The 20,345-nt window shown below is 74.9% G+C and carries 20 protein-coding genes; 5 read left to right on the top strand and 15 right to left on the bottom strand.

Translation table 11 applies throughout. The features are described 5' to 3' along the window. Positions 1-42 precede the first annotated feature (42 nt). From ACQP10_RS28125 to ACQP10_RS28115, 3 genes are all read left to right on the top strand, one after another. Positions 43-2,673: a bifunctional GNAT family N-acetyltransferase/acetate--CoA ligase family protein gene (locus tag ACQP10_RS28125; protein ID WP_346023147.1), complete on the top strand. Its 2,631-nt coding sequence runs from the start codon at positions 43-45 to the stop codon at positions 2,671-2,673. 37 nt (positions 2,674-2,710) lie between these two features. Continuing rightward, positions 2,711-3,301 (top strand): DUF5998 family protein, encoded by a 591-nt coding sequence (locus ACQP10_RS28120; RefSeq protein ID WP_179826700.1) that lies wholly within the window; start codon positions 2,711-2,713, stop codon positions 3,299-3,301. Positions 3,302-3,400: 99 nt separating this feature from the next. Next, complete coding sequence (locus ACQP10_RS28115; protein ID WP_346023146.1) at positions 3,401-4,213, top strand: sulfurtransferase; 813 nt, start codon at positions 3,401-3,403, stop codon at positions 4,211-4,213. Between the two features lie 136 nt (positions 4,214-4,349). On the opposite strand, the gene ACQP10_RS28110 is transcribed toward ACQP10_RS28115, so the two are convergent. The 5 genes from ACQP10_RS28110 to ACQP10_RS28090 all read right to left on the bottom strand — a co-directional run bounded on the left by ACQP10_RS28110 (position 4,350) and on the right by ACQP10_RS28090 (position 8,665). Next, on the bottom strand, positions 4,350-6,839 hold the full coding sequence (locus ACQP10_RS28110; RefSeq protein ID WP_433540037.1) for a CHAT domain-containing protein: 2,490 nt from the start codon (positions 6,837-6,839) through the stop codon (positions 4,350-4,352). Next, positions 6,840-7,304 carry a hypothetical protein gene (locus ACQP10_RS28105; protein WP_179826705.1) on the bottom strand — a complete coding sequence of 155 codons (465 nt, stop codon included), beginning with the start codon at positions 7,302-7,304 and terminating at the stop codon, positions 6,840-6,842. Continuing rightward, positions 7,301-7,870 carry an RNA polymerase sigma factor gene (locus ACQP10_RS28100; RefSeq protein ID WP_346023144.1) on the bottom strand — a complete coding sequence of 190 codons (570 nt, stop codon included), beginning with the start codon at positions 7,868-7,870 and terminating at the stop codon, positions 7,301-7,303. The genes ACQP10_RS28105 and ACQP10_RS28100 overlap by 4 nt, the downstream gene beginning before the upstream one ends. 61 nt (positions 7,871-7,931) lie before the next feature. Further along, a complete protein-coding gene (locus ACQP10_RS28095) occupies positions 7,932-8,291 on the bottom strand; it encodes a S8 family serine peptidase (protein ID WP_433540036.1) in 360 nt (119 codons plus the stop codon). After that, positions 8,228-8,665 (bottom strand): S8/S53 family peptidase, encoded by a 438-nt coding sequence (locus tag ACQP10_RS28090; RefSeq protein WP_433540035.1) that lies wholly within the window; start codon positions 8,663-8,665, stop codon positions 8,228-8,230. The genes ACQP10_RS28095 and ACQP10_RS28090 overlap by 64 nt, the downstream gene beginning before the upstream one ends. 631 nt (positions 8,666-9,296) lie before the next feature. On the opposite strand from ACQP10_RS28090, the gene ACQP10_RS28085 reads away from it, so the two are divergent. Beyond that, positions 9,297-9,791, top strand: a complete 495-nt coding sequence (locus ACQP10_RS28085) for a DUF3145 domain-containing protein (protein ID WP_179826707.1) — start codon at positions 9,297-9,299, stop codon at positions 9,789-9,791. A 242-nt stretch (positions 9,792-10,033) separates the two neighbouring features. On the opposite strand, the gene ACQP10_RS28080 is transcribed toward ACQP10_RS28085, so the two are convergent. The 9 genes from ACQP10_RS28080 to ACQP10_RS28040 all read right to left on the bottom strand — a co-directional run bounded on the left by ACQP10_RS28080 (position 10,034) and on the right by ACQP10_RS28040 (position 18,578). Then, positions 10,034-11,455: a carboxyl transferase domain-containing protein gene (locus ACQP10_RS28080; protein WP_346023142.1), complete on the bottom strand. Its 1,422-nt coding sequence runs from the start codon at positions 11,453-11,455 to the stop codon at positions 10,034-10,036. 13 nt (positions 11,456-11,468) lie between these two features. Beyond that, entirely contained in the window at positions 11,469-12,701 is a 1,233-nt protein-coding gene (fabF, locus tag ACQP10_RS28075) for a beta-ketoacyl-ACP synthase II (RefSeq protein ID WP_346023141.1), read from the bottom strand. Positions 12,702-12,751: 50 nt separating this feature from the next. Next, positions 12,752-12,994: an acyl carrier protein gene (locus tag ACQP10_RS28070; protein ID WP_179826710.1), complete on the bottom strand. Its 243-nt coding sequence runs from the start codon at positions 12,992-12,994 to the stop codon at positions 12,752-12,754. Between the two features lie 67 nt (positions 12,995-13,061). Next, entirely contained in the window at positions 13,062-14,018 is a 957-nt protein-coding gene (locus ACQP10_RS28065; RefSeq protein WP_346023140.1) for a beta-ketoacyl-ACP synthase III, read from the bottom strand. Continuing rightward, entirely contained in the window at positions 14,019-14,912 is an 894-nt protein-coding gene (locus ACQP10_RS28060; RefSeq protein WP_346023139.1) for an ACP S-malonyltransferase, read from the bottom strand. 117 nt (positions 14,913-15,029) lie between these two features. After that, positions 15,030-16,139, bottom strand: a complete 1,110-nt coding sequence (locus ACQP10_RS28055; protein ID WP_179828713.1) for a PucR family transcriptional regulator — start codon at positions 16,137-16,139, stop codon at positions 15,030-15,032. Positions 16,140-16,407: 268 nt separating this feature from the next. Then, complete coding sequence (locus tag ACQP10_RS28050) at positions 16,408-16,893, bottom strand: DUF350 domain-containing protein (protein ID WP_346023138.1); 486 nt, start codon at positions 16,891-16,893, stop codon at positions 16,408-16,410. Between the two features lie 67 nt (positions 16,894-16,960). Continuing rightward, positions 16,961-18,121 carry a glutathionylspermidine synthase family protein gene (locus ACQP10_RS28045; RefSeq protein ID WP_346023137.1) on the bottom strand — a complete coding sequence of 387 codons (1,161 nt, stop codon included), beginning with the start codon at positions 18,119-18,121 and terminating at the stop codon, positions 16,961-16,963. A 10-nt stretch (positions 18,122-18,131) separates the two neighbouring features. Beyond that, positions 18,132-18,578, bottom strand: coding sequence for a hypothetical protein (locus ACQP10_RS28040; protein ID WP_346023136.1), 447 nt, complete (start codon positions 18,576-18,578; stop codon positions 18,132-18,134). 143 nt (positions 18,579-18,721) lie between these two features. On the opposite strand from ACQP10_RS28040, the gene ACQP10_RS28035 reads away from it, so the two are divergent. After that, on the top strand, positions 18,722-19,522 hold the full coding sequence (locus ACQP10_RS28035; protein ID WP_390002239.1) for a helix-turn-helix transcriptional regulator: 801 nt from the start codon (positions 18,722-18,724) through the stop codon (positions 19,520-19,522). Positions 19,523-19,619: 97 nt separating this feature from the next. Here ACQP10_RS28035 and ACQP10_RS28030 read toward each other — a convergent pair whose 3' ends face one another. Continuing rightward, on the bottom strand, positions 19,620-20,141 hold the full coding sequence (locus ACQP10_RS28030; protein WP_346023134.1) for a GNAT family N-acetyltransferase: 522 nt from the start codon (positions 20,139-20,141) through the stop codon (positions 19,620-19,622). Between the last annotated feature and the right edge of the window lie 204 nt (positions 20,142-20,345).

Raw genomic sequence — 20,345 nt, 5'->3', positions numbered from 1 at the left:
CGGCAGGTCCGGCTTGTGTGATTCACGTTTACTCTCGGGACTGTGGAGGCTGCTCAGTACCCCGCCCACTGGGAGGCGGACGTCGTCCTGTCGGACGGCGGGACCGCCCATGTCCGCCCGATTCATCCGGCCGACGCCGACCTGCTGCGCGCGTTCTACTCGCGGCTGTCGGAGGAGTCGATCTACTTCCGCTTCTTCGGCCCCAGACCCCGCCTCTCGGACCGGGAGATCGCCTGGTTCACCAACGTCGACTACACCGACCGGGTGGCGCTGATCGCCACGATCGGCACGGAGATGGTGGCGGTCATCCGCTACGACCGGATCGACCCGGCCGAGGCCGAGGTGGCCTTCCTCGTCGAGGACGCCCACCAGGGCCGCGGGGTCGCCTCGGTGCTGCTGGAGCACCTGGCCGCGACGGCCCGGGAGCGGGGGATCTCCCGGTTCGTCGCCGACGTGCTGCCGGCCAACCAGAAGATGATGGCCGTCCTCAAACAGGCCGGCTACACCGCGCAGAGCCGCTTCGCCGACGGCGTGGTCCGGATGACCCTCGACCTCACCCCCACCGAGACCTCCCAGGAGGTGACCGCCGCCCGCGAGCACCGGGCCGAGGCGCGCTCGATCAAGCGGCTGCTGTCCCCGGGATCGGTGGCCGTCGTCGGCGCCGGCCGCGAACCCGGTGGGGTCGGGCAGACCGTACTGCGCAACCTGCTCGCCGCCGACTTCACCGGGCCGGTGTACCCGGTGCACCGCGAGGCCCGGGCGGTCGCCGGGGTGCGGGCCTACCCCAGCGTGACGGCCATCGACGGCGAGGTGGACCTCGCCGTGCTGGCCGTACCCGCCGAGGGGGTGATCGAGGTGGTCAAGGAGTGCGCGGAGAAGGGCGTGCGCGGGCTGATCGTGGTCTCCTCCGGGTTCGGCGAGACCGGCCCCGAGGGTCGGGCCAGGCAGGACGAGCTGGTCCGCATCGCCCGCGCGTACGGCCTGCGCGTCGTCGGCCCCAACTGCCTCGGCGTCGCCAACACCGACCCGGCGGTCCGGCTGAACGCCACGCTCGCCGCGACCGTCCCCGGCCGGGGACGGGTCGGCTTCTTCAGCCAGTCCGGCGCGCTGGGCACCGCCCTGCTGCAGCGGGTGGCCCAGCGTGGCATGGGCATCTCCTCCTTCGTGTCGGCGGGCAACCGGGCCGACGTCTCGGGCAACGACCTGCTGCAGTACTGGGAGGAGGACCCGGCCACCGACGTGATCCTGCTCTACCTGGAGTCGCTGGGGAACCCCCGCAAGTTCGCCCGCCTCACCCGGCGGATCTCCCGGCGCAAGCCGATCGTGGTGGTCAAGAGCGGCGGCGCCACCCAGAACGTGCCGACCGGCCACGCCGCGCCGGTGCTCGGCCTGCCCGACACCGCGCTCAGCTCGCTGTTCGAGCAGGCGGGGGTGATCCGGGTGGACGACCTGGTCCAGCAGTTCGACGTGGCGCAGTTGCTGGCCCACCAGCCGCTGCCGGCCGGGCCCCGGGTGGGCCTGGTCAGCAACTCCGACGCGATGGCGCTGCTCGCGGCGGACGCCTGCGTGCGGGCCGGGCTGGAGCCCCGGCCGCCGGTCAACCTCGGCGCGGCCGCGGGGGCGGCCGAGTTCGGCGGGGCCCTCGCGTCGGTGCTGCCGGACGTGGACGCGGTCGTCGTGATCTACATGCCGCCGATCCCCGGCCCGGCCGCCGAGGTCGCCGCCGAGCTGCTCCGGGTCTCGCGCGACCAGGGCAAGCCGGTGCTGGCCACGTTCGAGGGCCGGACCGGCATGCCGCCGGAGCTGCGGACGGACCCGGTCCCCGGGTGGGGGTCCATCCCGTCGTACCCGGCGCCGGAGGAGGCGGTCCGCGCGCTGTCCCACGCCGTGCGGTACGCCCGCTGGCGGGAGCGGCCCGCCGGGGTCCCGGAGGAGCCGGACGGCGTGGACACCGCCGCCGCGCGGCGGCTGGTGCGGGCCGGGCTGCGGGAGGAGGCCACCGAGACCGACGCCGCCGGGCTGCTCGCCTGCTACGGGGTACGGGTGTGGCCGGCCGAGCGGGTGGACTCCGCGGAGCACGCCGTGGCGGCGGCGGAGCGGCTGGGCTGGCCGGTGGCGCTCAAGGCCGCCGACCCCGAGGCGGCCAAACGCGCCGGGACCGTACGGCTCGGCCTGACCGGCCCCGACGGGGTGCGCGAGGCGTTCGAGGGGCTGTCCCGGCAGCTCGGCCCGGACGCCGCCCTCGCGGTGCAGCGGATGGTCCCGCAGCCCGCGGTGCCGACGGTGATCGGAGTCGTCGAGGACGCCGCGTTCGGCGCGGTCGTGTCGTTCGGGCTGGGCGAGGTCACCGCCCGGCTGCTGCGCGACGAGGCGTACGGGCTCGCCCCGCTCAGCAGGGAGGACGCCGCGGCCCTGGTGCGGGCGCCGCGCACGGCGCCCCTGCTGCTGGGCGGGTACGGCTACCCGCCGGTCGCGGTGGAGGCCCTCACGGACCTGCTGGTCCGGGTCGGGCGGCTGGCCGACGACCTGCCCGAGGTGGTCAGGCTCGACCTCGACCCGGTGCTGGTGGGGGAGTCGGAGGCGATCGTCCTGGGGGCGCGCGCCGTGCTGCGCGAGCCGCCCGGTCCACGGATCGACGGCGGCCCGCGCCGCCTGGGCGGGTTCCCGGCGTGAGGTGAAAGCGCTGCCCCGGACAGGGCAGGATGGACCCATGAGGGATACCCGACTCTCGGCATCCGGGCTGCGCGACGCCATCGACCGCAGCGGCTACTACCCCGACCTGGTCACCGACGCGGTCGAATCCGCCCTGGGCAAGGAGCCGGTGACGGCGTACGTGGTGCACCACGAGGCCACCTTCGACCCGGCGATGGAGGTGCGCAGGCACGTCACCGTCCTGGTGCTCTCACCCACCCGGCTGCTCGTCTGCCACACCGACGAGCATCCCGCGGTGGAGGGGGTCTCGGCGTCGCACGCCTCCACGACCACCGAGGCGGTGCGTCTCAGCCGGATCCAATCGGTCTCCGTCACCCGGGTGGTCCCCGACCCCGCCTCCTACGTGCCGGGCGTGCCGCCCACGGAGGTGACGCTCACCATCGGCTGGGGGGCCATCTCCCACGTCGACCTGGAGCCCGCCACCTGCGGCGACGAGAACTGCGAGGCCGACCACGGCTACACCGGTGCCGTCACGGCCGACGACCTGTCGCTGCGCGTGAGCGAGGCGGCCGACGGCCCCGAGGCGGTCACCCACGTGCTGACCTTCGCCAAGGCGCTGTCGGAGGCCACCGCCCGCGCCGCCTCGTAGCCGTCTCCACGGCCCGGCCACGGCGCGCCCGCCCACCGCTCGCGCCGCCTCGTGGCCGTCCGCCCCGGATCCCGAACTCCTTGCGAAGGTGAGCACCTGATGAGCCCGCTGATCACTCCGGCCGAGCTGGCGGCCCTGGACGACCCGGCCGTCCTGGACGTGCGATGGAAGCTCGGGGGCCCGCCCGGGCGCGACGCCTACCGTGAGGGTCACATTCCCGGCGCGGTCTTCTGCGATCTCAACGCCGACCTCGCGGCGCCGCCCGGACCGGAGGGCCGCCACCCGCTGCCGGCGGCAGGGGCGTTCCAGGAGTCGATGCGCCGCCTGGGCGTGTCCGGCTCCCGCCCGGTCGTCGTCTACGACGAGGCCGACGCCACCGCCGCCGCGCGGGCATGGTGGACGCTGCGCTACTTCGGCCACCCCGACGTCCGCGTCCTCGACGGCGGCCTGCGCGCCTGGGCCGCCGAGGGGCGGACCGTCGCGGCGGGGGAGGAGTCCGCGCGGCCCGGTGACTTCGTCGCGCGGCCGGGCGGGATGCCCGTCCTCGACGCGGGCCAGGCGCTGGAGCTGGCCACCGAAGGGGTGCTGCTGGACGCCCGCGCCGCCGAGCGCTACCGGGGCGAGGTCGAGCCGATCGACCCCGTCGCCGGGCACATCCCCGGCGCGGTGAGCGCCCCCACCTTCGAGAACGTCGATCCCGCCGGGCGCTTCCACCAGCCGGAGTTCCTGCGCGAGCGGTTCAACACCCTGGGCGCCGTGCCGGGCGTCGCGGTCGGCGCCTACTGCGGCTCAGGCGTGACGGCAGCGCACCAGGTGCTCGCGCTGGACGTGGCGGGCCTCCCCGCCGCCCTCTACGTCGGCTCCTGGTCCAACTGGGTGGCCGACCCCTCCCGGCCGGTCGCCACCGGCTGACCCGGTCCCGGCCGGGCGGCTCCCGCCGGCCGTCCGTCACGGACGGTTCTGGTCCGGCCGGTTCCCGGTGATCATCCGGGACGGCCGGTTCAGGTCCGGCCGCAGCCGGTTCCGGTCCGATGAGGTGGCCGGTGCCCTACGGCCGGGCGGCCGGGACCGGCCGGTCGCCGTACCCGAAGCAGGCGAACCCCGCCACCCCGGTCTTCGCGCTCGCCGCGGCCAGCGCCCGGGCCGGCGGATGCCCGGCGGCCAGCAGCTCGTGGAAGACCTCCATCAGCGCCAGCGCCGGCTCGTCACGCACCGGCACCAGGCTGGCCACCACGCACCGCGACCCCACCGACAGGAAGGCCCCGGCCAGCCCCAGCGGCGCCCCGTCGGCGGGCACCCGCGCCATGCCCGCGTCGCACGCCGACAGCACCGCCAGCGTGGGCGGCCGGCGCAATCGCAGCAGGTCGTAGGCCATCAGCGGCCCGTCGTCGAGATGGATGCTGGACAACAGCGGGCTGCCCGGGGAGAACACCCCGTGCGTGGCCAGGTGCGCCACCTCGGCGCCCTCCAGCGCCGCCAGCACCTCGGTCCGCCGCGCCGCCACCCGCTCCGTGCCGGGGCGGCGGGCGGCGACCATGGCCGCCTCGGCGCCGGCGCAGCGCAGCGCGGGACCGGCGACCGCCACGGTCCTTCCGCCCGGTACGGCGGGCGCCCGGTGCCCGGCCAGCCAGGCCGCCGCGGCGGACGCCACGGTGACGGGACGACCGGCGTTCAGCGGCAGCACCGGCCAGGGCAGGGTGTGCAGCGAACCGGTCGGCACGACGACCAGCGGCCGGTCGCCGAGCGGCCGGCGCAGCGCGCCGAACAGCAGCCGCTCCAGCAGCGCCGCGTCGCCGTCCAGCCCCGGGACCCGGCCGTCGCGCAGGTGCGCCCGGCGCAGGCCGTACCGGAGCCGTACGGTGGCCTCGGCGACGGCGGTGAAGGGGCCGAGCCGGCGCAGCGCGACGCGCTCGGGGGTGACGGCGACGGCCACCAGCCCGTCGCCGTCGCGGACGAACTCCACCAGCGCCGCCTCCCCCAGAGCGGCCCGCAGCTCCTCGACATCGGGCGCCGCGGGCCGCCCGGCGCCCCCGGCGACCGCCCGCCACCGTTCGGCCCAGGCGAGGACCGCGCGGCCCCGCCCCGTCTCCAGTGCGAGCGCCAGCCCGAAGCGGGCCAGCGGCTCACCGGCGCCGACGGCGTACGCCCGGATCGCGGGATCGCCGAGGGCCGACGCGGCGGAGCCCGCCTCGACCAGCCCGGCGCGGACGGCCGCGAACGCGCCGCGCCGGTCGCCGGACAGCGCCCGGTGCAGCGCGGCGGCCCGGTGGCGCAGCAGCCCCGGGGCGCGGCGGGCGAGGACGGCGAGCTGCTCGCGGGCGCCCGCCCGGTCGCCCAGCCGCAGGACGGTCTCGGCCGCGGTGAACCGCAGCTCGCGGGACAGGTCGGGGCGGCCCGCGCCGTCGAGGTCGGCCGCGCACGAGAGCAGCTCGGCGGCCAGCTCCCGGGACGGCGGACCGGACGCCAGGCGAGCCCGCAGCAGCACCTCGGCGGCGAGCGGCACCAGCGCCGTCCTGCCCTGCGCGGCCAGGGCGGCCGCGGCCGGCTCGGCGTGCTCGGCGGCGCGGCGCGGGTCGCCGGTGCGCAACTCCACCCGGGCGAGCAGCAGCCGGGCGTCGGCCAGCGCCACCTCCGCCCCCGCCGCCGAGAGCTCCGGCACCGCCAGGTCGAGCAGCGCCCGCGCCTCACCCGGCAGGTGGGCGTCGACCAGCGCCTCCGCCAGATCGCAGCGCATCGTCGCGAGCCGCTCCGGAAAGCCGAACAGGTTGTTCTCGGCGCGCCGGTAGGCGGCGAACGCGGCGGGCAGGTCGCCGCGCCGGGCGGCCAGGAACGGCAGGTTGCCCTCGGCGAGGGCGAGCACGTGGTCCAGGCCCGCGCCCCGCGCCAGCTCCGCGCAGCGGCGCAGGTCGGCCTCGGCCTCCCCGAAGCACCCCAGGAACACCCTGCTCAGCCCCCGGTTCAACAGGGCCCCGGCGAGATAGTGGACATCGCCGTCCAGGGCGCCCACGGCCCGGTCGCACTGGGCGAGGGCCTCGGCGTAGCGGCCCAGGCGGGTCAGCGCCCCGGCCCGGTGCACGGCGAGCCTGGCCGTCTCGGCGGGCGGCAGGCACGGCTCGGCCGCCGTCGCGACGGCCAGCGCCCGCCGGGGGTGGCCCAGCTCGGTGAGGACGTGCACCAGCGACAGCCGAGCCTGCGCCGCCCGGTACGGCAGGCCCGCCCGCAGCGCCACACGCACCGCGCGCCGCAGGTGCTCCTCGGCCAGCGGCAGGTCGCCCAGCTCCCGCGCGGCCACCGCAAGCGCCCGGTGGGCGACCGCCGCGGCCTCCGCGGAGCTCCAGGGGTCCGCGGAGCTCCAGGGGTCCGCGGAGCTCCAGGGGTCCGCGGAGCTCCAGGGGTCCGCGGAGCTCTCGGGGTTCGCGGAGCTCCAGGGGTCCGCGGAGCGGAGCACGTCGCGGGCCAGCTCCCGTGCGGCGGCCGGGTCGCTGCCGGACAGCTCCAGTGCCCGCTCGGCGGCGGCGAGCGCTTCGTCGGTGGTCACCTACGGGCGGATCCTGGTCCAGCTGGTGACGACGGGGACCTGCCCCGGCCGGTGGCACACCACGCTGAACCAGCCCGGGGGCAGGCCCGTCACGGCGAACTGACCGGTCGCCGACAGCTCCCGCGCCTCGGTGAGGTGCGGGGTGCGGACCTCGACCCGCGTCCCCTCCTCCGGGCAGGGGGAGACCTGCCCGGCCAGATCGACCAGGCCGTCCATCGAGGTGACCTCCAGGTCGACGGTGAGCCCGGCCGTGGTGAAGCGAAGCAGCCGCTCCTCCCCGCCGTCGCGGACGCCCCGCGGTGCCGGCGCCGCCACGGGCAGGGCCGTGGCGGCGCCGGGCAGCCGCAGGCCGAAGGCAGCGCGCGCGGTCGCCGGGACGTGACCTGGCACGGGATCCCGGCCGGCCGCCAGGCGGAGCGCGGCGATCAGGGACTCGTCGTCGATCGCGGCGGGACGTCGGGTCAAGATGCGGCCTCCTGGGCGGTGAGCATGGTGCGTAGTCGGTTCAGGCACCGGCCCCGGGTGGGGCCGTAGCTGCCGCTGGGCATGCCCAGGCGTCCGGCGAGCTGGTGGACGCCCGCGTCGGGCGCCGTCGCCATCAGCCGGAACAGCGAGCGGCACGGCTCCTGCATCGCCTCGACGGCCAGCCAGAGACGGCGGCCCTCGTCGGCGCTGAGCACGAGCAGGGCCGGGTCGGGGGCGTCCTCGGCAGGCGACGAACCGGGGCGGAACCCGCCGGCGTCGGCCGGATCGGCGACCGGCCGCTCGCCGCGGCTCCGCCTGCCGAGCAGGGACGCCTCCCGCCGGACCGTGGTGAACAGCCACGAGCCGAGCCGGCCGGGGTCGCGGATGGTGTGCAGGCTCTCCAGCAGTCGCAGCCAGGTGCCCTGCACCGCGTCCGCGGCGTCCGCCGCGCTCAGCCCGTAGGCGCGGGCCACCGACCACAGGGGGCCGGAGAACCGGTTCACCAGCGTGTCCCATGCCGCCTGGTCGCCCGCCAGCGCGGCGTCGATCGTCTGCTGGTCGCTCACCGGCGCCTCCGAAGCCGTCCCGGAAACTCTGTGTGTCTCAGTGGTGACTTTGGGTGAGACTTTACCTTGGCCCGGCCACGACGACGCCGAGATCTGAGATTTTGCGGTTCCGTTCCGGATCGAGAACGTACGCGGCGGCCCCGGCGGGCGTCCGCCCCCGGGCCGCGGCGGCGATCGCGCCGCTGACCATGGCGGCGGCGAAGGAGGTGCCGCTCCAGCGCGCGTAGCCGTGGAACGCCCCGTGCTCCAGGAAAGAGCTGGTCAGCCACTCGCCGGGGGCGCAGGCGTCGACCCAGGGGCCGTGGGCCGAGAACGGCGCCCGGTCCCGTCCGGCCGCGTCCAGCGCGCCGACGGCGATCACCCCGGGCAGCGCGGCCGGCCAGAACGGCCGGTCGGAGGCGGTGTTGCCCGCGCAGGCCACCGTGACGGTGCCCGGCAGGCCGGCCAGGGCGGCCTCCAGCAGGGGGAGGGCCGGTCGTCGTAGGTGTGCCCGCCCATGGAGAGGTTGAGCACCTGGGGCGGCTCGTCCCGCAGTCGCGCCAGCGCCCGCAGCAGCCCGGCCTCGTCCCCGACGCCGCGGCCGTCCAGCACCCGCAGCGGGCGCACCCGCGCCTCCGGGGCCGACCGCAGGATCAGCCCGGTGACGAACGTGCCGTGCCCGGCCTGGGCGTCCAGCCGCCCGTCGCCGTCGGCGTCGGGCACCTCGGCGGCATCGCGCCGCCGTTCGAGGAACCACGGGAGGTCCCGCCACCAGGGGTGCGCGGCCAGGCCGGTGTCGGCGACCGCGACGGTCACCGGCCCGCCCGGCCCACCCGGTCCATCCGGTCCGCCGGGTCCGCCGCCCGGGACATCGCCGGGCACCCCGCCGTTCCCGCCGTCTCCGGCGTCCCCGGGCCGCCCGGCCCGTCCCCGGCCCGGCGCCGGGCGGCGGAGGAGGCGGCGCGGGGAAGGGGCGGGAGGCCGGGCCGCCGAAGAAGAGGGGCTGGCCCACCAGGATGTGGTTGGGCGAGGCCGCGTGCCCGCGGTCGCGAACCGTGGCGGCCAGATCGCAGACGTCGACGCCGGGCAGGAGCCGTATCCGGAAGACCCCGTCGGCCTCGGCCGCCGCGGCGGTCCACCGGGCGACGGCCGCCATGCCCGCGGCGTCCGTGAGCAACTGGTCGCGCCTGATCAGAGCCGGTGCTCCCGGGACGGGCTCCACCCGTTCGATGTCGGCGTCCATGTTGCTCTCCGGAGGGTCGGGCGGCGGGTCGCGGGATCGTCCCCCTTCGAGGATGCCCCAGCCGGAGGACGGTCGCACGGCATCTCGGTATGACCCCCCTCTGGTGCGACGTCACAACCGACGGTAGTCTCTCCTACAGTCACTTGTGATCATCCTGGGCGAGGCCGTTGGGGAAGGCGCACCTCGTACGAAACGGGAGGTCCGGTGTCTGCTCGTGGCGTGCTTTACGTCCACTCGGCTCAGCCTGCGCTGTGCCCGCATATCGAATGGGCGGTCGCGGGTGTCCTTGGCGTGCCCGTTGACCTGAACTGGACCCCGCAGCCGGCCGCGCCCGGCCACGTGCGCGCGCAGGCCGAATGGGTCGGCCGCCCGGGGACGGCGGCGGCCATCACCTCGTCCCTGATGGGCTGGCAGCGCATCCGGTTCGAGATCACCGAGGACCCCTCAACGGGTGCCGACGGGTCCCGGCACGCCTACACGCCGTCCCTCGGCGCCTTCACGGCGGTGATCGGCGCCTCGGGTGACATCCTGGTGCCCGAGGACCGCCTGCGCTCGGTCATGCTCATGGCGCGGCAGGGCCGGGTGGTGCTGGAGGAGGAGCTCGACAAGCTGCTCGGCAAGCAGTGGGACGCCGAGCTGGAGTCGTTCCGGTACGCCGGCGAGGGCGCGCCGGTCCGCTGGCTGCACGCCGCCGTCTGACGGCGCGCGGATCCCGCCGCCCCGCGCAGCCATCCGGCGGCGCGGCACAGCCGTCTGACGGCGCGCCGATCCCTCTCCCGTACACCGCCTGACGACGCGCGGCCTCTCCTCACGCAGCCGCCCGGCGGCGCGCCGACCCCTCCCCCGTACAAGCAGGACGCCCCCGCCGGCATCGGCCGGCGGGGGCGTCGCGTGTCACGCGGGTCTTCCGGAACCCGCGGGCCGCGGGTTCCGGAAGGGGGTCAGAGCGGAATGTTGCCGTGGGCGCCGCGCGCCGGGGTGGCCTGGGCGAGGACCTTGGCGATGGCGCCGCGGGTCTCCTCCGGCTTGATCACCTCGTCCACCACGCCGATCTCGACCGCCCGGTCCAGGCCGCCCGCCACGACCTCGTGCTCCTCGGCGAGCCGGGCCTCCAGCGCCGCCCGCTCCGGCTCGGGGGCGGCCGCGAGCTCCCTCCGCTTGAGGATGCGCACCGCGGCCACCGAGCCCATCACCGCGATCTGCGTGGTGGGCCAGCCGAACACCTTGGTCGCGCCCAGGGCGCGGGAGTTCATCGCGATGTAGGCGCCGCCGTACGCCTTGCGGGTGACCAGCGTGACGCGCGGCACCGACGCCTCGGCGAAGGCGTGCAGCAGCTTGGCGCCGCGGCGCACCACGCCGTCGTGTTCCTGGCCGACGCCCGGGAGGTAGCCGGGGACGTCCACCACCACGACCAGCGGCACCCCGAAGGCGTCGCACATGCGGACGAACCGCGCCGCCTTCTCGGCGGAGGTCGAGTCCAGGCAGCCGCCCAGCCGCATCGGGTTGTTGGCGATGACCCCGACGGTCCGGCCGTCGAGGCGGCCCAGCGTGGTGACGATGTTCGGCGCCCACTTGGGCTGCAGTTCCACGCCCGGCTCGTCGAGCAGTCCCTTGACCAGCGGCTTGATGTCGTAAGCGCGGCGGGGGTTCTCGGGGAGCAGGTCGGAGAAGTCGACCTCCTCCACCTCGCCGCGGAAGCGGCCCTGGTGGCCGAGCAGCACGGCCAGGCGCCGGGCCTGGACGTACGCCTCGGTCTCGGTCTTGGTCACCACGTGCACCACGCCGCTGCGCTTGCTGTGCGGCTCCGGCCCGCCGAGGGCGGCCATGTCGATCTGCTCGCCGGTGACGCTGCGCACCACGTCGGGGCCGGTGACGAAGATGCGCCCCTCGTCGGAGAGGATCACGATGTCGGTCAGCGCCGGGCCGTAGGCGGCGCCGCCGGCCGCGGGGCCCACCACGACCGACAGCTGCGGCACCACGCCGGAGGCCCTGGTCATCGCGGCGAAGACGCGGCCGACCGCGTGCAGCGACTCAACGCCCTCGGCCAGTCGCGCGCCGCCGGAGTGCCACACCCCGATGATCGGGACCCGCTCGCGGACCGCCACGTCGTAGGCGTGCACGATGTGCTCGCATCCCGCCGAGCCCATCGCGCCGCCCTGGACCCGGGCGTCGCTGACGAAGACCACGACCGGCACGCCCTCGACGCGGCCCATGGCCGCCAGGGCGCCGCTGCGGTCGACCGGGGTGATCAGCCGGATCGAGCCCTCGTCGAGCAGCGCCGCCATCCGCACCTGGGGGTCGCGGGGATCGGCCGCCTCCCCGTCGGGGGAGCCGCTCACCACCCTGTTGTCGAGCACGGTCATCTCGGGGCTCCTGTCAGATGCTGGTGAAGGCCACGGCGACGTCGTGGCCGCCGAACCCGAACGAGTTGTTGATCGCGGCGATCCGTCCGCCGGGGAGCTCGCGCGGGTCGCGGCGCACGATGTCCACCTCGACGCCGTCGTCGAGGTCGTCCACGTTGATCGTGGCGGGGACGACCCGCTCCTGCAGGGCGAGGACGGTGAAGACCGACTCGATGCCCCCGGCGCCGCCGAGGAGGTGGCCGGTCATCGACTTGGTGGAGGTGACCAGCGGGTGGCCGCCGACGACCTCCTTGATCGCGATGGTCTCCACCACGTCCCCGGCGGGGGTGGAGGTGGCGTGCGCGTTCACGTGCCTGATGTCCTCGGGGGCCAGGCGCGCGTCCTGCAGGGCGCGGCGCATGGCGAGCATCACCCCCGCGCCGGTCGGCTCGGGCTGGGCGATGTGGTGGGCGTCGGCGGAGTAGCCGACACCTGCGGCCACCGCGTAGACGTGGGCGCCGCGGGCCCGGGCGTGCTCCTCGGACTCCAGGACGACGATGCCCGAGCCCTCGCCGAGCACGAACCCGTCGCGGTTCTTGTCCCACGGCCGGGACGCCCGCTCAGGCTCGTCGTTGCGCAGCGACATCGCGCGCATGGCGGAGAAGGAACCGATGTTCAGCGGGTGGATGGCCGCCTCGGTGCCGCCGGCCACGACCACGTCGGCGCGGCCGGAGCGGATCATCTCGATGGCGTAGCCGATCGACTCGGCGCCGGTGGCGCAGGCGCTGACCGTGGCGTGCACGCCGGCCCGGGCGCCGACCTCGATGCCGATCCACCCGGCGGCGCCGTTCGGCATCAGCATCGGCACGGTGTACGGCGAGAGCCGCTGCCAGCCCCGCTCCTTGAAGGTGTCGTAGGCGGCGAGGATGGTGGTGATGCCACCGATGCCGCTGCCCACGACCACGCCGAGCCGCTCGGGGTCGACCTTCTCGATCCCGGAGTCCTTCCAGGCCTCGCGGGCCGCGACCAGCGCGAACTGCTCGGCCCGGTCCAGCCGCCGTGCCTCCGGCCGGGGCAGTACCTCGGTCGGGTCCACGGCGGCGACGGCGGCGAACTTCACCGGGACGGAGTCGACCCAGTCCGTGGTGAGGTCGCGGACCCCGCTCCGACCGGCGAGGAGCGCCGACCAGGTCGAGGCGACGTCTCCGCCGAGGGGCGTCGTCGCGCCGAGCCCGGTGACGACGACACGTACCTGGTCTGTACTCACGTTCTTGCTCCTTGCGAATCGCTGGTCAGGGCCGGGGGCGTCGGGACGTCTCAGCTCTGGATGAAGTTGATGACGTCCTTGACGGTCTTGAGGTGCTTGAGCTGGTCGTCGGGGATCTCGACGCCGAACTCGTCCTGGGCGGCGACGGCGATCTCGACCATGGACAGCGAGTCGATGTCGAGGTCGTCCACGAAGTTCTTCTCCGGGGTGACCTCGGAGGCCGGGACACCGGTGATCTCGTTGACGATCTTGCCGATGCCGGCGAGGATCTCCTGCTCGGTCATCTGAGCCATGTCGCGTGTTCTCCTTGGGAATCGGGTGTTGTTGCGGTTTTCCGTACGGCGGGGCCGTACAGGCTTTTCAGGGGATCTCGACGACCTGGCCGGCGTAGGTCAGCCCGGCGCCGAAGCCCAGCAGCAGGACGAGCCCGCCCGACTGGACCTCGCCGCGTTCGACCATCCGGGACAGGGCCAGCGGGATCGACGCGGCCGAGGTGTTGCCCGCCAGGACGATGTCCTTGGCGATGACGGCCTTGTCGGCGCCGAGCCGGCGGGCGATGGCCTCGATGATCCGCAGGTTCGCCTGGTGGGGCACGAAGGCCGCGAGGTCGGCCGGGTCCACCCCGGCGCGCTCGCAGATCTCCTTGGCCACCGGGTGGAGCGCGGTGGTCGCCCAGCGGAAGACGGTCTGCCCCTCCTGCCGGAGGAACGAGTCGCGGTCCTTGATCATGATGGCGTCGGCCTTGTCGCCGGCGCTGCCCCACACCACCGGGCCGATGCGCGGGGTGTCGGACGGGCCGACGACCGCGGCGCCCGCGCCGTCGGCGAAGATCACCGCGGTGCTGCGGTCGGTCCAGTCGATCCACTGGGAGAGCTTCTCGGTGCCGATGACCAGCACGTTGACGGCCGAGCCGGCGCGGACGGCGTCGTTGGCCAGGGCGAGGGCGTAGCAGAAGCCCGAGCAGGCGGTGTTGACGTCGAACGCGCCGGGGGCCTCGATGCCGAGGCGGGTGGCGACCCGGGCGGCGGCGTTGGGGATCTGCGCCTCCAGCGTGCAGGTGGCGACGATCACCAGGTCGATGTCGCCGGCCGACAGGCCGCTGGCGGCCAGGGCCTTGCCGCCGGCCTGCACGGCCAGGTCGATCTCCGACTCGCCGGCCGTGGCGATCCGCCGTTCCTTGATGCCGACCCGGCTCTGGATCCACTCGTCGTTGGTGTCCATGGTCGCCGACAGGTCGGCGTTGGTGACCACCTTGGACGGCTGGTAGTGGCCGAAGCCCAGGATCTTCGCGCCCGGAGCGCCCTGGATCGTCTTCATCTAGAGAACCTCTCGAGCGGCGTTCAGATCGTCGGGGGTCTTCAGCGCGACGGTGGTGACCCCGCGCATCCCGCGCCGGGCCAGGCCGGTGAGGGTGCCGCCGGGGGCCAGCTCGATCATCTTGGTGACGCCGAGGCCGGTCATGGTGGCCATGCAGGCGTCCCAGCGGACCGGGCCGGCGACCTGGGCGACGAGGCGGCCGAGGAACTCGGCGCCGCCCGTGACGGCCGTGCCGTCGGCGTTGGACAGCAGGGTGACCCGCGGGTCGGCGGGGGTGAGGCCGGCCGCGGCCTGGCGCAGGTGCTCCGAGGCCGGGGCCATGTGGACGGTGTGGAAGGCTCCGGCGACCTTCAGCGGGATCAGCCGCGCCCGCGCGGGCGGGTCGGCGGCGAAGGCCTCCAGCTGCTCCAGGGTGCCGCCGGCGACGATCTGGCCGGAGCCGTTCATGTTGGCCGGGGTCAGGCCGTGCCGCTCGATGGCGGCCAGGACCTCGGCCTCGTCGCCGCCGACGACGGCGGTCATGCCGGTGGCGGTGACGGCGGCGGCCTTGGCCATGGCCTGCCCGCGCTCGCGGACCAGCGTCAGGGCCTGCTCGGGGGTGAGCACCCCGGCCAGGGCGGCGGCGGCCAGCTCGCCGACGCTGTGCCCGGCCACGACGTCGGGGGTCACGCCGAGGGCTTCGGCGGCGGCCAGGGAGGCGGCCACCAGCAGCGGCTGGGCGACCGCGGTGTCGCGGATCTCCTCGGCGTCGGCGGTGGTGCCGTAGGCGATCAGGTCGAGGCCGACCAGTTCGGACCAGGCGGACAGCCGGTCCGCCAGGCCCGGGACTTCAAGCCATGGAGTCAGGAAACCTGGGGTCTGGGCGCCTTGGCCCGGAGCGACGATGGCGAGCACGAAATCCAGCCTGCCCTGTAGGGGTTCGATATCCGGGTAAGGATCCGGACGAAGTTCGTCCGTAAAATTTTGTAGGAACCCTACAGTGGGAGTTTCTCGGACGTTAAGTAAAGACGGCTATGTCACGGATGTTTCGGACAGGCGCCCGAGGATGAGCCCGACCTGCAGGGTGAAGGCCGACCGCCCCTCCGTGGGCTGGTACCCGGTCAACTCGGTGATCTTACGCAGCCGGTAGCGGACCGTGTTGGGGTGGACGAACAGCAGCCGGGCCGTCGCCTCCAGGGACGTGCCCTGCTCCAGGTAGGTGGCGAGCGTGTCGAGCAGCGGCGTGCCCGTCAACGGCCGGTAGACGTTCTCGATGAGCTGGGCGCGGGCGTCGGCGTCACCGTCGATGGCGCGCTCGGCCAGCAGGTCCTCGGCGTGGACCGGCCGGGGGGCGTCCGGCCAGGCGGGCGCGGCGCGCAGACCGGCCATCGCCGCCCGCGCCGAGCTCGCGGCCGCGTGCAGGTCGCCGACCTCCGGGCCGATCACGATCGGGCCCGGGCCGAAGCGCGGCACCACGTGCCGGGCCGCCGCCCCGACGCTGTCGGCCCCGCCGACGATCACGATCAGCCGGTCGCCCTGCACCCCCGCCAGCAGGTCCAGCGCGGACCTGCGCCCGCGCTCGCGCAGCCCGTCGACCACCGCCTGCGGGTCGTCGTCGGGCGCCTGCCCGGCCAGCACGACGACGGGGGAGGAGGTCCAGCCGAGCGCGGCGGCCCACGAGTGCAGGCCGTCGTCCACCTCACCGCGGACCAGCGCGTCCACGATCAGCGCCTCCAGCCGCGCGTCCCAGGAGCCGCGCGCCTCCGCCTCCCGGGCGTAGACCTGGGCGGCGGCGAAGGCGACGTCGCGGGTGTACCGGAGCATCGCCTGCTGCAGCTGCTCCCGCCCGCCCGGCGCGGCCAGCTCCGCGGTCTGCGCCTCGACCACCTCGACCACGGTCCGGACGATGTCCACGGTCTGCTGCAACGAGATCGACCGCTTCAGCTCCCTGGGGGCGGTGCCGAAGAACTCGATGCTCGGGGTGGGCCGGTCCTCGCCGGCGTGCTGGAACCACTCCACGAACGCCGCGATGCCGGCCTGGGCGACCAGCCCGACCCACGAGCGGTCCTCGGCCGACAGCGCGCGGAACCACATGAGCCGGTCGTCCATCCGGGCCATGGCGGCCGTGCCCAGCGCGCCCATGGCCCGCTCCAGTCTGCGGGTGGTGTCCTGCCGTATCCGGTCCTGGTCCGGGCCTCCGTGGTCCGGGTCCAGGTCTTCCCCGTCGATCCTGACGGTGGTCCCACCGGCCCGGCCGTCGTCGCCGGCCTCCTCGATCCGCTCCCTCACGTCACTAAGAGTGCCAGGTCGGACGAGATGCGCCAGCCGCCGTACCCTGTGACGCGCCCGCCGGCCCGTCTCCCGGCGCCGCGGGAACGGGGCCGGAGCGGGCCGTACCGGGCCCCTCCGCTCAGATGACGGCGACGGCGGTGATCAGGCCGATCACCAGGTGGGTGATCGCCAGGAGCCGGGCGCCGGGCTGCGGGTCGCTCTCCCTGACCAGGTCGCGTACGGAGATCCCGACGACCTTGTCGAAGACGATCATCGCCACGGTCTGCACGGCGATGCCGACCAGGCCGAACACCAGCGTCGTCAGCAGGCCCTCGTGCAGGGCGCCGCCGGAGGACCAGATGGAGGCCGCGACGATGAGCCCGACGGCGGTCAGGCCCGACCCGGTGAGCAGGGTGGCGTTGGGATTGCAGTCCACCTTGATCAGCCGGCTGAGCTTGCCGGGGATGGCCAGGTCGATCACGAAGAAGCCGATGATCATCAGGATCAGGCCGAGGACGGCGTAGGCGACGACCGCGAGGGCGCCGCGGCCGAGGGTCTCGCCGAGCGAGAGCGTCTGGGCGTCGGCCGCGGCCTGGAGCGCGACCGGCAGGGGGCTGGGGCTCATGGGTTTTCTCCGGAAGTCGGGAGGATGCTTGTCGGGATCGGACGGGGGGTGCGGGTCGCGGCTCGGGTCACAGCTCGATCCGGTGCGGGACGAACGACGAGGTGTCGTCGGTGATCAGCCCCGAGGTCTCGCGGATGCCGGCCCCGGCCGCCTCGTCGTGGACGACCCAGGCGCCGAGCACGGGACGCCAGCCGTCGAAGTCGGGTAGCGCCCGGAACTCCTGGTGGACGTGGCCTTCGGCGCCGTAGCCGCCGCCGGTCTCGACACCGCCGCCGGGCGTGACGACCCGCATGCCCGCCCCCTCCCGGCCGAGGAGCGGCTTGACGATGTAGGACGTCATGTCACGTGGTCCGTCGAGGTAGGCGGGCAGCAGGTTCGGGTGCCCCGGGTACAGCTCCCACAGCAGCGCCAGCAGCGCCTTGTTGGACAGCAGCATCTTCCACAGCGGCTCGATCCAGGTCATCGACACCTGCTGGGCGACCGCCCGCGCCCCGAACGCGTCGGCGACCGCCCACTCCCACGGGTACAGCTTGCACAGGGAGCGGATCACCCGCCGTTCCATGTCCACGAACCGCAGGTTGAGGCCGTCCCAGCCGATGTCCTCCATGGCCACCGCGATCGTGTTCAGGCCCGCCTGGGCGGCGGTCTCCTGGAGGTAGGCGAGGGTCATCGCCTCCTCGCCGGTCTCGTCCATCTGCGTCCAGGCGAAGTGCGCGGGCCCCGTGGGCAGCACCTCCGCGAGCCCCCGCCACCGCTCGATCAGCCGCTCGTGGATGGAGTTCCACTGGTCGCCGTCCGGGTGGCGGTCCTGCAACCAGAACCACTGCACGACCGAGCTCTCCAGGAGGCTGGTCGGGGTGTCGGCGTTGTACTCCAGCAGCTTGGCGGGACCGGCGCCGTCGTAGCGCAGGTCGAACCGGCCGAACAGGTGGGGGTCGCCTCGTTCCCAGGACCGGGCGATCTCCGGCCGCACCCACTCGGGGATCGCGAAGTCGGCGTAGCGGTCGTGGCGGACGACGTGGTCCACCACGGCCAGGCACATCCGGTGCAGCTCCTCGACCTGCTCCTCCAGGGCGAGGACCTCGTCCATCGAGAAGACGTACTGCACGGACTCGTCCCAGTAGGGGCGGCCGAGGCCGCCGGGGTGGGCCGAGCGGTGGAAGGCCAGGCCCTGACCCTCGACGATCTCCTCCCAGCCGTCCCGGGGGACGGAGGTCTCACGTCTCATCCGTCCGCGCTCAGCTTCCGCTCCCGCCGCGGAAGCCGAAGCCGCCGCGCTGGATCACGGTGCCCTGGCGGCTGACGATCCTGACGTCGGCCGGACGCACGGTGGTGCCGCGCATGACGCGGGCCCCGGATCGTACGCCCCCGTAGTACCAGCGATAGGCGCCGTACGAGCCGTGGTAGTGGGAGCCATCGTCGTCGTCGTCGCAGTAGTCCTCGTCGACGACGGTGTAGGAGCCGTCGGGCTGCTGGCTGTCGAGGTCGACGCACTCGGCGTTGACCTCGTCGTAGTCGTCCTCCTGGGCGCTGCAGTAGCCGATGAGCAGGAGCGTGACTACGGCGACGCCGCCGAGCACGATGCCCTTGGACGCCTTCGAGCCCCTCAAGCCCTTCCCGGAGGAGGAGGGGGTGGGCGAGCGGTCGGGGTCCATGCCCATGGGGTGTTTCGGTCCTGCTGCCATCGAGCTCCAATGAGATGTGTCGGGACAGATTATCGGCGCCCTTTTGACCATTCAACCGCCGTAACTGGATCGATGCGCGTTTCGGCGGCCATGGGCCGGCCGGCGCGTGGAGGATGTCGGCGCCGGCGCGTAACGTCACAGGTGTGAACCGCACCGATCGGCTTTACGTCCTGGTCGAAGAGCTCCGCGCCGCCGCGCCCGGGTTCCTGCGGGTCCGCGAGCTGGCGGACCGGCTCGGGGTGGGGGAGCGCACCGTCGAGCGCGACCTCGCCGCGCTCCGGGAGTCCGGGGTCCCCGTGCGCGCCGAACCCGGCGGACGGGGCGGCCACGCCCTCGACATGTCCGCCGCCCCGTCCCCGGTCGCCTTCACCGCGGAGGAGGCGGCCGCGGTCGCCGTGGCGCTCGTCCGGGCCGCGGACACCCCGCTGGCCGGCCCCGCCCGCGACGCCCTGCGCCGGCTCGCCGCGGCGACGCCTTCTCCCGGAGAGGTCCGGCACGAGGACGCGGCCGGTGGCGGCGGGAGCGGGCGCGGGGGACGCTCCGCCGGTGACGGCGAGGCCGGGCGACCGGCCGGCGGCGAGGAGGGCGACGGGGCCGGGTGGCCGGTCGTCCCCGCGCGTGCCGCGGCCGAGCCCGAGCCCTACCCCCGGGTGGCGGCGGTGATCGAGGGGGCACTGCTGCGCCGGAGGGTGCTGCGGATGGGCTACGAGGACCGCAAGGGCCGGTCCACCGTCCGCGAGGTGGAGCCGGCGGTCTTCATGGGCGGGCGCGGCGGCCAGTGGTACCTCATGGGCATGGACCGGCTCCGCCAGGACGTCCGGGTTTTCAAGCTCGACCGCATCGCCTGGGCCGAGGAGACCGCCGAGGCCGCACCCGAGCAGTCGCCGGAACGATACGCCGCCGGCCTCCCCGGCGTGCTGCGGGAGTCCGCCGAGCCGGAGTGAGCCCCCGGGGCCCGGCCGTACGGCGGTGCGGCCACCGCCGGACCCGGCCGCCGCGCGGGCCTCCCGCCGTACGGCAGGGCCCGGGCGCGCCGGGCGGTCAGCCTGCTCCGGCGCCCAGTTCCCGCTGCATCAGGAGGGTGTCGATCCAGCGGCCGTGCTTGTGCCCCACCTTCGTCAGCAGGCCGACGGCGGAGAAGCCGAACCGGCGGTGCAGGGCGGCCGACGCCTCGCTCCCCGTGTCCGCGATGACCGCGATCATCTGGCGCGCGCCGGCCCGCTCGCTCCGCTCCACCAGTGCCCCCAGCAGCGCGCCGCCCAGCCCCCGGCCGGTGTGGTCCGGGGCGAGATAGATCGAGTCCTCGACGGTGTGCCGGTAGGCCGGTTTCGGCCGCCAGGGCGTGGCGTAGGCGTATCCGGCCACCTCGCCGGCCACCTCGGCCACCAGGAACGGAAGCCCCCGGTCGGCGAGGTCGCCGAGCCTGTTCAGCCAGTCGGCGACCGGCGGCGGCGTCTCCTCGAACGTGGCCACGCTGCTGACCACGTAGTGGGTGTAGATGCCGGCCACGGCCGGCAGGTCCGCCGGCGCGGCCGGGCGGACGATCGTCTCCAACGTCGGCATGAGCCGCCCCCGTTCCCATGAGGTGGGTTCTCCCTCGCCGTGCGCCATTCTGATGGATCCGGGGGCCCGCGGGGGCGCGGGGGCCGGCGTCAGGACCGGTCCGAGAGGAAGTGCGGGGCACACGGGAGGGGCCTGGGGCAGGTCCGGGCGGGCGCGCGAGGCACGGGAGGGACCGGGGGATCGGGAGCGGCCCGGGAGGGGGAC

This window comes from Streptosporangium sandarakinum, from assembly GCF_050942225.1.
Classification (GTDB): Bacteria; Actinomycetota; Actinomycetes; order Streptosporangiales; family Streptosporangiaceae; genus Streptosporangium; species Streptosporangium nondiastaticum.
This window is presented reverse-complemented; position numbering and strand designations above follow the sequence as displayed.